12 protein-coding genes and 3 pseudogenes are annotated in these 16,900 nt (G+C 61.3%); 3 read left to right on the forward strand and 12 right to left on the reverse strand.

Going from position 1 to position 16,900, the window contains the following annotated elements; all coding sequences use genetic code 11:
* Positions 1-302 precede the first annotated feature (302 nt).
* From ACLLJI_RS08110 to ACLLJI_RS08150, 9 genes and pseudogenes are all read right to left on the reverse strand, one after another.
* Complete coding sequence (locus ACLLJI_RS08110; protein WP_434621358.1) at positions 303-755, reverse strand: ROK family protein; 453 nt, start codon at positions 753-755, stop codon at positions 303-305.
* A 429-nt stretch (positions 756-1,184) separates the two neighbouring features.
* A pseudogene (locus ACLLJI_RS08115) lies at positions 1,185-1,427 on the reverse strand (ATP-binding protein); the annotation flags it as partial.
* A gap of 131 nt (positions 1,428-1,558) precedes the next feature.
* On the reverse strand, positions 1,559-2,548 hold the full coding sequence (locus ACLLJI_RS08120) for a tyrosine-type recombinase/integrase (protein ID WP_283562473.1): 990 nt from the start codon (positions 2,546-2,548) through the stop codon (positions 1,559-1,561).
* On the reverse strand, positions 2,545-3,477 hold the full coding sequence (locus ACLLJI_RS08125) for a tyrosine-type recombinase/integrase (protein WP_434612232.1): 933 nt from the start codon (positions 3,475-3,477) through the stop codon (positions 2,545-2,547). The genes ACLLJI_RS08120 and ACLLJI_RS08125 overlap by 4 nt, the downstream gene beginning before the upstream one ends.
* A complete protein-coding gene (locus ACLLJI_RS08130) occupies positions 3,474-4,676 on the reverse strand; it encodes a tyrosine-type recombinase/integrase (RefSeq protein ID WP_434612234.1) in 1,203 nt (400 codons plus the stop codon). The genes ACLLJI_RS08125 and ACLLJI_RS08130 overlap by 4 nt, the downstream gene beginning before the upstream one ends.
* A 61-nt stretch (positions 4,677-4,737) precedes the next feature.
* A complete protein-coding gene (locus ACLLJI_RS08135; protein WP_434620049.1) occupies positions 4,738-5,337 on the reverse strand; it encodes an ATP-binding protein in 600 nt (199 codons plus the stop codon).
* Complete coding sequence (gene istA / locus ACLLJI_RS08140; RefSeq protein ID WP_434614631.1) at positions 5,334-6,800, reverse strand: IS21 family transposase; 1,467 nt, start codon at positions 6,798-6,800, stop codon at positions 5,334-5,336. Before istA ends, ACLLJI_RS08135 begins: the two co-directional genes overlap by 4 nt.
* Positions 6,801-7,460: 660 nt before the next feature.
* A complete protein-coding gene (locus ACLLJI_RS08145; protein WP_434620051.1) occupies positions 7,461-8,777 on the reverse strand; it encodes a hypothetical protein in 1,317 nt (438 codons plus the stop codon).
* A gap of 190 nt (positions 8,778-8,967) precedes the next feature.
* A complete protein-coding gene (locus tag ACLLJI_RS08150) occupies positions 8,968-9,522 on the reverse strand; it encodes a recombinase family protein (RefSeq protein ID WP_434620053.1) in 555 nt (184 codons plus the stop codon).
* A gap of 177 nt (positions 9,523-9,699) precedes the next feature.
* Here ACLLJI_RS08150 and ACLLJI_RS08155 point away from each other — a divergent pair.
* Positions 9,700-12,527: pseudogene (locus tag ACLLJI_RS08155) on the forward strand (Tn3 family transposase).
* On the opposite strand, the gene ACLLJI_RS08160 reads toward ACLLJI_RS08155, so the two are convergent.
* Positions 12,504-13,061, reverse strand: a complete 558-nt coding sequence (locus ACLLJI_RS08160) for an ROK family protein (RefSeq protein ID WP_434620055.1) — start codon at positions 13,059-13,061, stop codon at positions 12,504-12,506. The pseudogene ACLLJI_RS08155 and the gene ACLLJI_RS08160 overlap by 24 nt on opposite strands.
* On the opposite strand from ACLLJI_RS08160, the pseudogene ACLLJI_RS08165 reads away from it, so the two are divergent.
* Both ACLLJI_RS08165 and ACLLJI_RS08170 read left to right on the forward strand, forming a co-directional pair.
* Positions 13,060-13,538: pseudogene (locus tag ACLLJI_RS08165) on the forward strand (SRPBCC family protein). The gene ACLLJI_RS08160 and the pseudogene ACLLJI_RS08165 overlap by 2 nt on opposite strands.
* 136 nt (positions 13,539-13,674) lie before the next feature.
* Positions 13,675-13,980 carry a glyoxalase gene (locus ACLLJI_RS08170; RefSeq protein ID WP_434620057.1) on the forward strand — a complete coding sequence of 102 codons (306 nt, stop codon included), beginning with the start codon at positions 13,675-13,677 and terminating at the stop codon, positions 13,978-13,980.
* Between the two features lie 290 nt (positions 13,981-14,270).
* Here the strand turns inward: ACLLJI_RS08170 and ACLLJI_RS08175 are convergent, their stop codons facing one another.
* On the reverse strand, positions 14,271-15,581 hold the full coding sequence (locus ACLLJI_RS08175) for an ISL3 family transposase (RefSeq protein WP_434621131.1): 1,311 nt from the start codon (positions 15,579-15,581) through the stop codon (positions 14,271-14,273).
* A 232-nt stretch (positions 15,582-15,813) separates the two neighbouring features.
* Positions 15,814-16,839 (reverse strand): saccharopine dehydrogenase NADP-binding domain-containing protein, encoded by a 1,026-nt coding sequence (locus ACLLJI_RS08180; RefSeq protein ID WP_434620059.1) that lies wholly within the window; start codon positions 16,837-16,839, stop codon positions 15,814-15,816.
* Positions 16,840-16,900: the final 61 nt, after the last annotated feature.

Raw genomic sequence — 16,900 nt, forward strand, 5'->3', positions numbered from 1 at the left:
CGGTGCAAAGCAGCCCGGGTGGGCGAAATTCCGTCAGAACCAGTCGGCTCTGGGCAGCCGACCAGCGTTTCAGGTCAAGGGCCTCCGCTTTGGTGCGTGGCACGGGCTCTCGCGCTGCCTTGCGGCGAGTGTGGCCGGGGTGAGCAGTTCGGAGCGGGCTTCTGCGGTGCAGCCGAGCCGAATGAGTAGTTCGCCGCGCACGCTTGGCAGTAGCTACGAGCCGCGTAGGGCGCGCAGCAAACTATTTTGCGTAGGCGCCAGACCTGACGTCATCGATCACTCCTGAGTCATCTGCGCTGGAGTTACCCGGCGGAGGCCAAGTAGTGCCGCGCCTGTGGCTCCGCGAGGTCCCCGGCCTGTGACCCACCTACTGGTGGAACGGCAGCGTAGGTGTTCAGCTCACGCAGGCGGGACTCCAGCGCGTGGCCATAGGCGCGATAGTAGGAAGAGCCAGTTCCGCCGAGTACGACGGCGGCCGACCTGTAGACGGTAAGTAGGTCTGCCAATCCGTCGACGATGCGACGGCCGTAGGCTGTGAATAGATCTCCTGCTGGCTCGTCGCTAGCGATCGCCCGGTCGGCTGCCATCTGAATGTCCAGTGGGCCGCCGGAGGGTTTCGACAGCAGTTGACTCGTTGCCTTTTGGAGCGCGGAACGTGATGAGACTTGCTCCCAGCATGATGTCCGGCTGCAGTAGCACGGCGCGCTCCCGCCGGCGACGCTCAGGTGACCGGCCTCTGGGTGGAGTCGCTTCAGAAAACGGAAAAAATCGTACGCTAAGGGCGTTCTGAGGCAGGTATCTCCTGGTTCAGCTCAAGAAGCGGAAAAACGCTCCGGGTATTGGGGCGGTGTGCGTCCGTAAGGGGATCCGTCACCGGACACCAGGGCGCGCTGTCTGCGGGCTACAGGCGGATGTCCGATTTTGCGGTCGGACTGGCGCGCGCGTTATCTGCAATGCGGCGCACAACCCGACCTGACCAGCGGCGAGGTCATCTACCGGATGGGCTCCAGGTGGCGCCAGGAGAACTACTTCCGCTACGCCCGGATGCACTTCGACCTCGACTCCCACGACGCTCTGCGAGCTGGTGGCTGCTCGGTGGTGTGTTTCGTCAACTTTAAGTAGGCCGTTTCAGCGCTAAGAATCAGGCCATCTGAGCACCGTTTCCGGCCATTTGGGTTGGTTGCCTATTTCATCAGGGCATGCTTGACCCTGTAGGACTCGCCGCGGAACTGAAGCAGTCGCCCGTGATGGACGATGCGGTCGATGACGGCAGCTGCCATGTTGTCATCACCGAACACCGTTCCCCACCGGGAGAACTCCAAATTCGTGGTGATAATCAGACTCCGTTTTTCGTAGCCATCGGCGATGACTTGGAACAATAACCGGGCGCCTTCGGTGTCGATCGGAAGGTATCCAAATTCATCAATCTATGCGGATATCCGCATAGATTGATCTATGCCGAGCCGGTAACTATGCCGAGGTGCTGGGAACGCGGGTACCAGAAGAGGCCCTGCCGCTGGGGTCCGGACAAGAATCGGCTGTTCCCATATCGGCATAGTTACAGGCTTTCAAGGAACGCCAGTGTCTTGTCTGTCGGGTGGTAGCGTCCTGGGGTTGCCGCTGTGGGTGTCACGAGGGCGAGTGCTTTTTCCTTGATGGTGAGGTCAGCATGGATATATGCGTCCGTGGAACGAACTCCCGCGTGGCCAAGCCACAATGCGATCACTGAGGTATCAACGCCGGCTTGGAGCAGGGACATGGCACAGGTGTGGCGGAAGACGTGGGGGTGAATTGTCTTGCCTTCCAGTGACGGGCATTGTTGCGTAGCGGTCTTGGCATGAGTGCTGACGCGCAGGGCGACGGCATCGCGGCTGAGGCGGCGTCCGATGCGTGTGGGAAAAAGTGGGTCCTGGGGTTGGACTGCTCGTTCTTTCAACCAGGCCCGCAGTAGCGCTTCGACGGGGACATTGAGTGGAACCTTACGTTGCTTGCGTCCCTTGCCTTCACATCGCACGTTGGCGCCGGTCCCCAGCGTCACGTCATTGCAATTCAGCCCGGTGATCTCCGAAACGCGCAGCCCTGTCTGAATGGCCAACAGCATCAGCGCCTTGTCTCGGCGCCCTTCCCAAGTGGATTGGTCTGGGGCGGCGATCATGGCGTCAACTTCCGGTGCCGTCAGGAAAGTGACGATGCGTTTTTCGAACCGTTTGGGCGGAATCGCCAACACTCGCTGGATCAGGAGCGCATGTTCGGGATGGCGCAGTGCCGCGTAGGAGAAGAGCGAACGGATCGCGGTGAGGCGGACATTGCGGGTTCTGACGCTATTGTGCCGCTGGTCCTCGAGATGGTTGAGAAACCGGGAGATCATGGTCGCGTCCAGGTCGTCCCAATCGAGTCGAGCTGGCAATTTCTTGGTCTGTTCATACACGAACTCCAAAAGGAGTTTGAGGGTGTCTCGGTAGGCGGCGATGGTGCGGGGACTAGCTTGGCGCTGTTGGGCGAGGCGGTCCGTGAAGAACAGTTGCAGGGTCGAGGCGATGAGCGTCATGAGCGTGCCTTCATCCACTGCGCGTCTTGACGTGCGGCGGCCACGGCAAGCAGTTCCGGCGCCGCCGAAAGATACCAGTACGTGGAAGCCGGTTCGCGGTGGCCAAGATACGTTGACAGTGACGGGATCTTGGCCTGCACGTCCTCGTCGCTGCGGTACCAACCAAGCAAGGTTTGAATGGCAAAGGAATGTCTTAGATCATGAATTCTGGGGGCGGAGGGCGAATCGGCCCCGATTCCGGCAGCAGTCACCAGGCACCGGAACGTATGCTGCACGACCTGGTAGCTGAGGCGCTTGCGGGTCAGGGACACGAAGAAACTGGCGTCGATTGATGTTGGCTGCAGTTCATCGCGCAAGGTTGCATGACTCTTCAACGCCTGGATGGTGCTCTCCTGCACTGGCACGAGCCGGGACTTGCCGAACTTGGACTCGCGGATCAACAACACTCTCTCGCTCCAGTCCACGTCCGTGCGGTCAAGTTTGATGGCCTCACCAATGCGCAGCCCAGTTGCCGCCAACAACCCAATCAAGGTTTCATAGGTAGCCGCCCGCAATGGTTGGTCAATCAAGCAGCGGGCCTGGCTCATCAACGCTCCGATATCAGTACTGGAGTAGATGAATGGCAGACGCCATCGCTGGCGGTGGGGCATCAGCTCTAAGGGCGGGACTTCGGTGCCGGGATAGATCCCGGAGAGATAGCGGGCGAATCCGCGTGCCGCGGTCATTCGCCTCGGGCCCACGCTCGAAGGTGCCGTTGTCGATGGTTGCTGCGACCACTCCAACGCCGCCTGCGTGGTTATCGTCGTGCATCCACGGGTATCAAGGAACACTACAAAGCCTGGCAGCAGCCGGTGGCTTTCAGCGAGTTCGTGCCCGAGTGAACGGCGCAGCTGCAGATAGTTCGCCAGGTCCTGCTCCAGCCCGCTCATCGTGCCGTCCCCGGCCATGGTTGGGCCACCTGGCGCAGCGAGTCAAAGTCGACCTTGGCATAAAGAGCCGTCGTGGCCAGATCCTGGTGACGCAGGACCTGGCTGATCGTCGTAAGGCCGGCGCCCTGTTTGAGCATCTCACCAGCCAAGGCATGCCTGAGCCGGTGCGGGCCAAACTTGGGTAGTCCCGCGCGTTTGCAGGCGCGTTCAATGACGTCTCCGACCAAGTCGGCACGGATCGGTCCCCGAGGAGCGCGGCAGGTCAAGAAGACATGAACGGCATCGGCGGGGTTCCGGCCACACGACAAATAGGCCACCAAGGCTTCACCGACTCCGGCGAGCAGCGGCATCCGGTCCTGCCGGCGGGCCTTGCCACGAACCACCAGTTCACCGGCACGCCAATCCATGTCACACAGTTCCAGCCGTGCGACCTCGATTGATCGCAGCCCCAGACGGGCCACCAGCATCGCAATCGCGAAATCCCGGGCGCCCAGCTGCGTGCTGCGGTCAAAACTGTCAAGCAACAACTGCACATCGGTAGCCGAGACTGTCGGTGGCGGCAGAGTTGCCAACCGCCAGCCACCCACCGGGGGTACGGCCGATCCCAGCCGCAGCTCGGTGATTCCTTGCAGATACAGGAAACGCAAAACGGCCCGTAGTTCAGCCACACGGCCCTTCGCCGAGCCGGCCGACACCCTGTTGCACTCCCGTAGCAAGAACGCATTGACATCCGCCCCCGTCAAGGCCGACGGCACGAAAACACCACTACTGTGACACTGTTCCTCGAGGAATCGTCGTGCCGTGTTCTCATATCGGTGCACCGTTGTCGGGGCGAGTCCACGTTCCTGGAACATCCAGGAACGATATTCATCCATCAGCTCGCCAAGTGCTGTCGCCAACGGGGATGCCGCCGGGGCAATACCGGAGTACCGCAAAAATTCCAGCAGTGGCACCAAAGCCCGCGGGCCAGGGAATCTCCGAGTTACCACTGCTTTCCGGGCAGACAAAAACCCGCTCAGGACCTGCTCATTCAACTCCTCGGCCCTCAACCCCTCGGAAGAGAGCCATCGACCGACCCGCCCAATGTCCTTGAGCATGTTCCGGATTGTGCCCGGCGTGTAGCCCCGCCGCACCAACCATGCCCGATACCCCTCAACCTGCGCACCCAGTTGACCGTCATTTCTCTTCGGTCCAGACATGAGATTTCGCCTCCTTCATGGAAGCACCGTTGCTTCCATGACCAGCGTCCTCCCACGGAAACTATGCCGATATGGGAACAGTCGATTCTTGTCCGGACCCCAGCGGCAGGGCCTCTTCTGGTACCCGCGTTCCCAGCACCTCGGCATAGTTACCGGCTCGGCATAGGTCGATGGCCAGGATCTGGTTTTTGGCCAGGGCTGCCAACTCTTTATCCAGGCGGTCTTCGTCCTTGGCCCGGCGCAACGTCATCACCAGGGAGGACGTGGTGAAGAAACGTGCCTGGATGCCTTTCTGGCAGGCGGCGGCCACCAAGGCGGAGGCCATGTGGGTTTTGCCGGTGCCCACGTCCCCGTAGAGGACCAGGTCCTGGGCGTGGTTGATGAACGCCAGGGATTCCAAGGCCTGCCGTCCGTAGTCTTCGGGGAATCGGACGCTGGAGTAATCAAAACCGGACAGGCTTTTCAACGCCGGTAGGCGCGCGGATTTCAACAGCCGGGCCCGGCGTGATTCCTGCCGGGATTCGTGCTCTGCCAACAGCACCCCGTGGAGGTATTCGCGTTGTTTCGGTGTTCCTTTCTCGGCCCATTCACTCAAGACGCTGCCGGTCAGGGAGGCATGTTTGCCTGCTTCGAGGATGTCTTGGACGGTGGTCATGCTCATGCGACTTCTCCCGTGGTCGTCTCCAACGTGGTGAAGGTGTCGTAGATGCTCAGATCCACGTTCGCAGCAGCCGGTTCGGTGCCGTGCGCCAGCCTGCGGGCCAGCATCCCCAGCGCTGCCATATCTGGTTCATCCCCGCGCTGGATCAGCGTGTCAGCGGCCTGCATCGCGGCATCGAAGCCGGCGGATCCTGAAGCGGCATCCACCGCGCTGAGCAACCTGCGCCGGTCCTTTACGGTCGCTTTGTCCAGCCAGTCGCGCACCGGGTCGGTGACCAGGGCCCGCAGCGGGGAATGCCCCCAGGCACCGGGTTTGGTGACCAGCAACGGGACCAGGGATGCTGGTTCGAAGATCGTCTGGGCCTGGTGTCCGAAGGCCCGCGGGAAGGACCTGACCGGGGCTGAGTGCTCATCAAGGATCTGCACCACGTCGTGGCGCAACCCCACGGTGAGGTTCCTGCTGTGGAAGGCGGGCCCGGCGGCATAGGTGTTCCCATCAATGAGGATATTCCCGGTCTTATCGGCCTTCCGCGACTCATAGCGCACCGGGTCGAAAGCGACTCCGGGCAGCGCCAACGAAGCGGAAACGTCGTGGGCGAATAACTCGCCCACGCTCAGGCCCTTGCGATAGTGCGTGGTGGTGGCCAACGCATCGCACCTGGCCAGCAACACCTCGTTCAGGCCGGCCAGCGTGGCGGCCTCTGGTTCGGGAACCATGAAGTTACGGCGCAGGAATCCGACCGCGTTCTCCACGTTCCCTTTCTCGTGGCCCGAGTACGGGTTGCAGTAGCGGGACTCGGACCGATAGTGAAGCTTGAACGCACCAAAGAGTTTCGTCTCCACGACCTTGGTCCCGACCCGCCGTCCGATGCCGGTGGCGTTATCAAAGACCATCTGCCGTGGCACGGCCCCAGCGTGCTCGAACACCCTGCGCAGTCCGTGGCTGACGCATTCGGCAGTTTCGCCCCGGTACGCCTGAACGAAGCGCATGTTCGAAAACGGGAAAGTCACCACCAGAATATGCAGGATCTGCCGGATCCCGGCAATGATCGCCTCGGCCTGCCCGAAATCGACCTGCACCGTTCCGGCCGGCCACACCAGTTCAGTGAAGCCCTCACCCGCCTGCCGGTTCCGGGCCGTCCACTTCTTCACGAACCGTTGGACCGGTGAATAGGTGCCAGTGAAACCGTGCTCATCAACGAGCCGGTCAAAGATCCGTTTGGCCGTATGCCGCTGCTTGCGGTTCCTCCGTTGGTCCTCGCCCAACCACCCCTGGATGATGTGTTCAAACCCGGTCAACACCGAGCCCCCTGGCCGCGCCAACGGTGCCGGCGGCACCGGGGAGAAGTCTTCCCGATCGGCGTACTTGGCCACCGAATCCCTGCTGATGCCCAACCTGCGGGCGATCTCACGCACAGGGACACCTTGGGAGTCCAGTCGTCTGATATTTTCTTGTACTGACATGGGTACCGTCATCTGCTTTCCAGCCCTTCCGGCGCATACGCTTCGCAATGGCAGCGCCGTAAGGAACTTATCTGGGGGTGGCGGGCCCATGTCCCCAACACGCTGGGAACCGCCCCGAACCACCCGGTGATCTCAATCTCTGCGCACTCCCCAAAAATCCATGAACCGGAGGGGAAATGCCTGGCCTGATTCTTAGCGCTCTTTTAGCAGGAAACCGGCCACTAACCCGGCAGGATTCCCTGGCTGAAACGGCCTACAAATAGTCGATCACACACATCGGTGGAGATGACTGCCCACGCCTACGCCCGTCTCGAGCCGAGTGGCCGCGGTTCGAGCCGGACGGTCAACATGGGCAACAAGACTTGCACGATGGGCCCGATGGTCACGGCGGCCCGGCCGCGACCTAGCCGGCCGGCGGACGGCCACGTAGTTGGTGGCGACCTGAAAGGCCAGCGAGAGACCGGATCCTTGGCCACCCAGGCGCCCCTGCCTCCTCGCGCCGCCCGGTGCCCGGCTGTGGTACAGCGGAGACGGCACGCATGGCCGCCGCGACGCTGAAGCTGCCGCGGCGGCCAGGGGGGCTCATCTCCACACTTCGGGATATGCTACCCGGCCTCCCGTCTCTGCGTTGGCAGAGATGGGAGGCTTGGCTGAGCGGGCTCAGCCTTGGGCGTTGGGCACGAGGTCGACCAGGTCGGCCTTGGGCTCCTCGTTGGTGAAGGCGATGACGGGACAGTTGATGACGAAGCCGACAGAGCCGTATGCCGCGCCGCCGGGTCCGGTGAGCAGGTCGGGGCGGGTCGCGGCCAGATTCAGTATCTGGTTCTCATCGGTCTGCAGCTTGTTGAGGCCGTCCTCGACGGCCTCGTCGGTCCACTCACCGAGCTGGGCATCCCACAAGGGGCTGTAGGACAAGGCGTGGCGAGGGTCGGTGATGGTGGGGAAGTCGCCCTGGATGTTGAGGGCGTCGCCGCCGTTGCGCAAAGCAGCCAGGAGGGCGTCGTTACCCAGGTTCGCGTCCTCGGTGGCGTGCCCATCCTTGATCAGGTGGATCAGGCCTTGGGCGTTGGGGTTGCCCGCGCCGCTCTGTCCGTTCAGGAACGGGAAGATGCGTTCGCGGCCGGAGCCGAGCGCGTCGTCACCGCCACGGAAGGAGGCCTGGTTCAGCAGAGGGACGTAGGTGGCGCGTTCCAGGACAGCGGCCAGGGGGTCGGAGGCCTCGGTGGAGATGTACAGGATTGGCTGGCCGGCGTCGAAGCCGTGAATGAAGAGCAGGTCCACGGTGGCTTGGGTGAACTGTCCCGGCCCGGCCCGGTCTGCGGGGTGGATGGCCAGAACCCGGTCGCCGGTATTGGAGTGGGTGGTGACATCGAACGGGCCGTCGCCGGTGGCCACGATGGGTGCGTTATAGACCACCGGTGAGCCCTCGATCCGGATAAAGGGGCTATATCCTGGCCCGCCGACTGCGCCGGGCTGGACGGTCGTGGCCGGCAGGGTCGTGGGTCCGGGGACCAGGACCCGTCGCGGCGAGAAGTCCGGGGCGCCAGTGAAGGCGACGGTGGCCTCGCCAAACTTCAGGTCCGGGGCGGAGGTCTGGGTGACGGTCTGCACGCATGTCGGGCAGGACACACCAAGGTTGGTCAGCTTGGCGGCGTAGTTGACGCCGAGGTCGGCTGCAAGCCCGACGTCGGAGGACTCAGTCAGGATGTACCACACTGTGTGCCCGTGGGACACGCCTCGATGCAGTGGCAGTCGAACGGTGTTGTTCGTCAGGTCGACTTGTTTGGCGGACTTCAGAATCAGCTTCTGCGCGGGCAGCAGCCTTGATGACTCGTCCGCCACCAACGCCACCGCCTTGGCGGCGGTGGCGTTGGTGGCGGACGATGCGACCAGGGGGAGGGCGATGAGTCCACCCACCAGGAACGTGAGGGCTGCACCGGTCAGGACAAGGGTGCGGGAACGCGGGCGATCTTTCATGATGCCTATCCTTCCTTAAGGGGTTTAATCGGGTGTCGGTTCCATCAATAAAAACTACCCGCGCCGCGGCTGGGAATCTACGGCCCAGAGTGCCTGTAAGCAGGCCGTAAGGTGTGGCTTTCGGATCTATGCGGCGGGGTTCTTCCTGATTTATATAGGGTCGCCTCAGGAAACGGAATAAATCCATACGCTAACGGTCGCTGGCGGGTAACCAGCGGTAGAGGGTGGGGATGGATACGCCGAGGTTGTGGGCAACGGTAGCTGGTGGGGTGCCGGTGGCGAGGAGTTGTTTTGCGGAGGCGATCTTACTGTCGGTCATGACGCGTTTGCGTCCCGGGATACGTCCGGCTTGGCGGGCTGCTGCCAGTCCGGCTTGGGTGCGTTCGATGGTGAGTTCGCGTTCCATTTGAGCGAGGGAGGCCATGACGTGGAAGAAAAATCGACCAGCTGGGGTCGTGGTGTCGATCTGGTCGGTCAGGGATCGGAAACCGACACCATCGTGGTGAAGTTGTTCGGTGAATGCGGTGAGGTTCTTCACGGTTCGGCCGAGACGGTCGAGCTTCCACACGACGAATGTGTCACCGGGCCGGAGTTGCTCGAGTGCCTTGGTTAGTCCGGGGCGATCGGTGCGGGTGCCGCTGATGGTGTCGTCGAAGGTCTTCTGGCAGCCGGCGGCGGTGAGGGCCTGGTGTTGGAGGGCGAGGTTTTGATCGTGGGTGGAGACGCGGGCATAGCCGATGAGCATGAGGGCCTCGTAGTTTCTTGAAAGCCGTGGTTATGGGATGATGCGAGAATACTATTCCGAGAACCATTTACGAGAATCGGGTTGTCTTGAATTGGCGGGCCGCTCGTTGTCATGTTCACAAGGCGACTGCGTTGACGTTTCGGTTCTTGATTTCCTCCGTTTTCAAGAGGAGTACGAATGCCCCGTCGTTCGATCCTCTCCAGTGCTGAACACGACACTCTGCTCGCACTGCCTGACACTGAGGACGAGTTGATCCGGCACTACACGCTCAGCGAATCCGACCTATCAATGATCCGTCAGAGGCGCAGCGACGCCAACCGTTTCGGTGTTGCCGCGCAGTTGTGTTTGCTGCGCTTCCCCGGGCAAGGATTGTCGAACGAGGCCGTTGTCCCGTCCTCGTTACTGGACCAGATCGGACGGCAACTTCGCATTGACCCGGCCTGTTGGCCAGAATATGCGCAACGGGAAGAAACACGACGCGAGCATCTGCTTGAGCTGCGCGTTTATCTGGGCCTGCAGTCGTTCGGTGTGGCGCACTACCGGCAGTGCGTGGAGTTCGCGACCGAACTGGCCGTGCAGACAGATAAAGGGATTGTGCTCGCTGGGAGCGTGATCGACCTGTTGCGGCGTCGTCACGTCGGGATTCCGTCGTTGGAGGTCATCGAGCGTATCTGCGGCGAAGCCATCACACGGGCCAACCGGCGTGTTTATGCTGCATTGACCGATCAGCTTTCTGCCGAGCATCGTCGGCGTTTGGATGATCTGCTCAAGCGCCGAGAGGAGGGCAAGGCCACCCGGCTGGCGTGGTTGCGTCAGTCACCGGTGAAGCCGAACTCGTGGCACATGCTGGAACATATTGAGCGCCTCAAAGCCTGGCAAGCGTTGGACCTGCCTGTGGGCGCTGCGCAGTCGGTGCATCAGAACCGATTACCGAAGATAGCCCGGGAGGGCGCTCAGATGACGCCAGCCGATTTAGCGAAGTTCGAGCCGGCCCGCCGGTATGCGACATTGGTTGCCTTGGCCGTAGAAGGCACGGCCACGGTCACCGATGAAATCATCGATCTGCATGACCGCATCATTGGCAAGATTTTCAACACGGCCAAGAATCAACACCAGCAACAATTCCAGGCCTCGGGCAAGCAGATCAACGACAAGGTCCGCTGTATGGGCGTATTGGCTCGGTGCTGCTGGAGGCCAAGGAGAACGGCGGCGACCCATACGCCGCCATCGAGTCAGTACTGTCGTGGGAGGCCTTCACTCTCAGCGTGACCGAGGCACAAAAGCTCGCTCAGCCCGAGGATTTCGACTTCCTGCCCCGGATCGGCGGCAGCTATGCCACGCTACGCCGCTACGCGCCTGAATTCTTGGCCGTCCTCACATTGCGCGCAGCCCCGGCCGCCACCGACGTGCTCGAGGCCATAGAAGTACTTCGAGCGATGAACATCGATAAGGCCCGCAAGGTGCCAGCAGATGCACCGACCGGATTCGTCAAGCCGCGCTGGGCCAAACTGGTCGTCACCGATGACGGAATCGACCGGCGCTACTACGAGCTGTGTGCGCTGAGCGAGCTGAAGAAGAAGCTGCGCTCAGGCGATATATGGGTATCGGGTTCGCGCCAGTTCAAAGACTTCGACGAGTACCTGGTCTCGGCTGAAAGCTTCACCAACCTGAAACTCGTCGACGAATTGCCCTGACCGTGGCCACAGATTGTGACGAGTATCTTCAGCAGCGGCTGACGCAGCTGGAGACGCAGTTGACGGTGGTGAACCATCTGGCAGCAACCAACGACCTGCCCGACGCCATCATCAGCGAATCCGGTTTGAAGATCACTCCGCTGGACGCAGCCGTTCCCGACGCTGCGCAGAGCCTGATCGATCAGAGCGCGATGGCGTTGCCGCACGTCAAAGTCACGGAAATGCTCATGGAGGTCGACCGGTGGACAGACTTCACCCGCGACTTCACGCACGTGAAGACCGGCGACACCGCGAAAGATAAGAAACTCCTGCTGACGACGATCCTGGCCGATGGCATTAACCTCGGGCTGACCAAGATGGCCGAGTCCTGCCCCGGAACGACCTATGCGAAGCTGTCCTGGCTGCAGGCGTGGCACATCCGAGACGAAACCTACGCGGCAGCCTTGGCCGAGCTGGTCAACGCCCAATTTCAGCAACCCCTGGCCGGGAACTGGGGCGACGGCACCACATCCTCCTCGGACGGACAACGCTTCAAAGCCGGTGGCCGGCCCCAGAGCACCGGCCACGTCAATCCCAAATACGGCACGGATCCGGGTCGAATGTTCTATACCCACATCTCCGATCAGTACGCGCCATTCAGCGCCAAGGTCGTCAACGTTGGGGTGCGCGACTCAACCTACGTCCTCGATGGGCTGCTGTATCACGAGTCAGATCTACGAATCGAGGAGCATTACACCGACACCAACGGCTTCACCGATCACGTCTTCGGTCTGATGCACCTTCTGGGTTTTCGTTTCGCACCACGCATCCGCGACCTGGGCGAGACCAAGCTGTACATCCCGAAAAGTGATGCCGTCTATGACGCACTCAATCCCTTGATCGGCGGCACCCTTAACGTCAAGGCCATCCGAACCCATTGGACGAGATCTTGCGGCTGTCCACCTCGATCAAGCAAGGCACCGTGACGGCCTCGCTGATGCTGCGCAAACTCGGCAGCTACCCACGACAAAACGGCCTCGCCATCGCCCTGCGTGAACTCGGACGCATCGAACGCACCCTGTTCATCCTGGACTGGCTGCAAAGCGTCGAACTCCGCCGCCGCGTCCACGCCGGCCTCAACAAACCGTCTACCTCGAACGCGCAGCAAACGCCCTCACAAGTCAGGACCCGACAGCCGACGACACGCTCCTGCAATACCTCTCACCGCTCGGTTGGGAACACATCAACCTCACCGGAGACTACCTCTGGCGCAGCAACACTAAGATCGGCCCAGGAAAATTCAGACCACTACGCCCCACCGGCCACCGTTAGCGTACGATTTATTCCGTTTTCTGAGGCGACCCCTGGGTGGACAACGTCGGCGCCCCGTACTGGTTCGCCCTGAACAAGGGCGCTGACTCCAACTCCCGTCCCCAGGGTGATCATGAGCAGGCTGGGGTAATCGCGGGCAACTCCGATGCTGGCCTCGCAGATCGCTGCTGTTACAACATCGTTGTCGATAGAGACCGGGACGGAGTACGCCTTGGTTTGGCCAGCCACCAGATCGAAACCGGTGAATGCCGGTAAGGTGTCGTGGTTTCGGATTACTCCCTCGGCATCGACTGGGCCGCTGGCTCCGATGCCGATCGAGCGGAGAGGTGCACCTCCGGTGACATCATTGACGTGTTCTTCGACGAAGCTAACTGCATCCGCCGCACTAATCCCAGTTGGCGTCGGCAGGGTCGTGGTTGCGATGATGCTGCGGCGTTCGTCCAGCGCCACGAATCGGCTACCTGTTCCGCCCCGATCGATGGCTACCGCCACGGCCGGTGCGGCGTTCGTGTGTGCGGTGAAGGGTTCCGCCATGACGGTTATCAGTTCCGCCAAGAATCCCGAGGCACTGAGCTTCACCCTCATCGCCCAGTTCGATGCCGGTGTTGAGCGTGTCTGGCAGATCTGGGAGGACCCGCGCCAGCTTGAGCGGTGGTGGGGGCCGCCACCTGGCCTGCGGCGTTCGAGCGGCATGACTTCGCTCAAGGCGGTGGGGCCAGCTACTACATGACGGGCCCCGACGGTGAAAAGTCCCGCGGTTGGTGGCGCTTCACCGCCGTCCAGGCCCCGAACCGCCTCGAGTTTGACGACGGGTTTGGCGACGAGAACGGCGCGCCGGTTGAGGCCATGGGCACCACCCATGCCACGGTCACCCTCGAGGAGATCGGTGACCGCACCCGGATGACTGACCTGTCCGCGCTTGAATCTGAAGAGCAGTTGAACCAGATGGTCGATATGGGCACCTCCCGCCGTCATCCTCCGGCTATAGTCTTGAGCGGGCGGCCGCGTTGAGGGGCGTCGTCCACGAGGATGAAGAAGTTCTATAATAAAACCAAAACAACTCTGAAGGAGTTCTCGCTGATGGATATGAAACTCGAGGTTGTACCCCTGCCAGTCACTGACGTAAATGCCAGTAAGACCTTCTACGTTGATCGAGTTGGTTTTAACCTACCATGATGTCCAGCCCGGCAACGGAATGAGGATTATACAACTCACGCCGCCTGGATCTGCTTGTTCAATTGTTTTTGGTACTGGAATGGGTGATTCCAGTAGCAATGCTGGTTCTATAAAGAATCTTCATTTAGTGGTTGATAATATCATCGAAGCCCGGGAGAATCTTATTCAGCGCGGGGTGGATGTGAGCGACGTAGATGACATGGGCGGTGTTCAATACGCTTACTTTAGTGACCCGGACGGAAATTCCTGGGCACTGCAGCAAATTTCAGTACATTAACTTTGACTTGTTGATGCTATATAAAAGTCCACCGTGATTGTTTAATTACTTGCAATAGCCGGAGCCGTGACGGTTGATGAACGCAGCACGCTGCTCGATTACCGCCCTTGCGGTACTGGCGAGCTGAGGTGGTATTCGCGAACGATTGTCGCTGCAACCGCCGATTTCCGGGCGCTTGGCCTCCAGCACACTCACGAATGCAGATTGATATGAACTCTACAGATATGGTCTGTTCGAAAATGAGCTAGACGGCAAGGCCGGTGTCAGCCGGATTTACGGGCTCTTCGCATTTAGGCATGGTTTGCCGCTTTTTTCCGGTATGGGCGATGGCCGCCGGCTGCGAGTAGGCATCTGAGTCTGTAGTGGTCGAAGTTCCGGAATCCGCGGGCGATCCGCCGTGTGGTCTCGATAACACCGTTGATCGCTTCGGTCGGTCCGTTGGAGGCCCCGTGTGTCTCGAAGTACGCGAGGATCGCGCTCTTCCATTGCCGTAGGGTCCTGCCGAGTCTGGCGATCTCCGGGATCGGACAGGACGGGAAAGAAGTGAGTATCCCGGTCACCAGATCCCGGCCTCTGGCCGGGTTGGAGTGGTATACATCCCGGAGCTTCTGGTAGCACTGCCAGGCCAGCGTGACTTCATGGCCGGGATCTCCGGCGATGAGTTTGTCCTCCAGCCGTTTGGCCTGTTTGTCGTTGAGGTGTTCGGCACCGATCTGCAGGGTGCGGCGGATCCCAAAGAGCGGGTCCCCTTTACGTCCGCGGTGTCCCAGGGTGCTTTGTTGGACGCGGCGGCGGACATCGTCCAGAGCAGCACCACCAAGCTTTACGACGTGGAATGCGTCAACGACGGTGATTGCTTCGGGTAGCTCATCACGGACGGCGTTGGCGTAACCACGGAATGGATCCAGTGTTGCGACCTTGATCCCCTCGGCGAAGTCCTTGCCCTGGGCCTTGATCCAGTCCGCGTAGACCTTCCCCGACCGTCCCGGCATAAGATCCAGCAGCCGGGCATTAACACGGCCCTTCTCATCGCGGGTGTGGTCCACGATCCCGGTGACCATGCCCGTGCCGGGGAAGCCGGTATGGGACCAGACATGCTCGTCAACGCCGAGGGCGTCCACCCCGGTCAGCCGGACCTTGTCCGCGAGCCGCCGGAGTGCTTCGGCTTCGATTCCGTCCCAGACGGTCCGCCACGCCACGCCGAGCTGGTGTGCCAGGGCCGAGACGGAGGTATCGAAGCGTTCCAGTGCGTCCACGGCCCAGTGCACGGCCCGGGTCGTGAGTTTCGCCCGACGACCGGCCAGGGCGTGTTCCTCGGTGAAGGTGCCTCTGGGGCAGCCGGTGTCCGGACACCGCCATACCCGCTTAACCCAGACCAGGGACACCGGCCGCCCCAACGACGGTGCGTCGTGCAGGCGGACTTTACGGCGGCCGTGGCCGATCGCCACAACCCCGCAGTCCGGGCAACCGGTGGTGTTCTGATCGGTTTCGACATGAAGGAGGAGTCTGCTGGCAGCATTCGCGGCAGAGATGACGTGCACGCCGTCGACGGCGAACATCGTGTCTGCCCGTTCGCACCAGCGCCCATTCGGGCAGGACATAGAATTAGACAAGTCAGGGTCTCTTTTATGATTGGAAGCTTGGTCGCTACCAATTCAAGGAGACCCTGACCTCGTTCCGCCTCACGCCACGCCGCGCAGGCCGGAGAACATCCCACAAATCCCAATTCTTAGGCCGCCCTAACCATGCTCAAATGCGAAGAGCCGATTTACGTCGTCGTTCTTGATCATGGGACCACAGTGTTCCTTGGCCCGTCCCTGTGACCGTGGTTGCTTAGTTCCGCGGTGATTTCTCCATGCGGATCCCATCCAGGGTGGCGATGAAACCCCCTCCAAGGATTTCTCCGGGTGTTAGGGCACCCGAGCAGCGGCCTGACGACAGCCGTCGGACGCACTCGATGCCGATTTGGGCGGTCAATCCTCTCGGGTCGGCGGCGGTGAGGGTGTGAGTCACCGACTTACCTGCCGCATCGAACACCTGAGCCGTAATTTCATGGCTGGAAGCCTTGGTCGGAGTCTTCTTCAGCCGCGTGGACGGGCGGGGCACCGGAAATGTGCGCGCCGGCAGTATACGGATCAGGCGTACGAGCAGTCGAACTGCGGCAGGGTGGAAATTCAGGGTGTAGTAAACACTGATGTCGGGCAGTTGGGTTGAGGCTTGAAGGACCCACAGCTCCCCGCTCGACATCAGGACGCCCTGACGTCCGCCTCCCCGCAGGACAATCGGTATCACAGAATGGCCACCCGCCGCAGTTAGCCGGCCGTTCAGGTAGTGCTGTCCCTTTGCCGACAGCACCCTCAACGCTGACTTCCGGGCACCAGGGGTGGACATACCCCCTGCCGAAGAATGGACGATTCTAAGTGAACGTGGATTCTGCAGTGCCCTTGTGGACTGGAGGGCTACAGCTTCAGTTGCCGCGGCGCCAAAGCCGGCACCGGGAACGAGAGCCACCCCTGAGACGGCAGCTTGGTCGGAAAGTGCGTCGGCTGCTGAAAAGGAGGCAAGTTCATTAGAGGCGTCGGTGTAGTGCACGCCGCTGCGGATGCACGCAACCATGAGGGGCATGGATGTCAAGGAGTATGGACCTGCTGCGTTGAGCACCACGTTGACTCCGTGCAGCAAGGCGCGCAGGGATTCCGGCTCATCGAGCGAAGCGACATCGGCGCCGATACCGAATTCGTCTCCGAGCATCCTGGTTCTAGCCGGGTTTCTCCCGGCCACCCTGACCTCCATGCCGGCGTTGATGGCGGCTTTAATTACTGCGGCGGCAAGGTGACCGGTTCCGTAGACGAGCAACACGGTAGGAGCCTTTCGGGTGGGGACGAATAAGTTCGGTGGTGACACTTTTGTGCGCCTTCAA

This window comes from Arthrobacter sp. A5 (genome assembly GCF_051131705.1).
Lineage (GTDB): Bacteria > Actinomycetota > Actinomycetes > Actinomycetales > Micrococcaceae > Arthrobacter_M.

Coding starts and splice junctions, on each gene's coding strand:
- ACLLJI_RS08120 (WP_283562473.1), bottom strand. CDS start 2,548: ATGACGCTCATCGCCTCGACCCTGCAACTGTTCTTCACGGACCGCCTC.
- ACLLJI_RS08125 (WP_434612232.1), bottom strand. CDS start 3,477: ATGAGCGGGCTGGAGCAGGACCTGGCGAACTATCTGCAGCTGCGCCGT.
- ACLLJI_RS08130 (WP_434612234.1), bottom strand. CDS start 4,676: ATGTCTGGACCGAAGAGAAATGACGGTCAACTGGGTGCGCAGGTTGAG.
- ACLLJI_RS08135 (WP_434620049.1), bottom strand. CDS start 5,337: ATGAGCATGACCACCGTCCAAGACATCCTCGAAGCAGGCAAACATGCC.
- istA (WP_434614631.1), bottom strand. CDS start 6,800: ATGTCAGTACAAGAAAATATCAGACGACTGGACTCCCAAGGTGTCCCT.
- ACLLJI_RS08145 (WP_434620051.1), bottom strand. CDS start 8,777: ATGAAAGATCGCCCGCGTTCCCGCACCCTTGTCCTGACCGGTGCAGCC.
- ACLLJI_RS08150 (WP_434620053.1), bottom strand. CDS start 9,522: ATGCTCATCGGCTATGCCCGCGTCTCCACCCACGATCAAAACCTCGCC.
- ACLLJI_RS08160 (WP_434620055.1), bottom strand. CDS start 13,061: ATGGCGGAACCCTTCACCGCACACACGAACGCCGCACCGGCCGTGGCG.
- ACLLJI_RS08175 (WP_434621131.1), bottom strand. CDS start 15,581: ATGTCCTGCCCGAATGGGCGCTGGTGCGAACGGGCAGACACGATGTTC.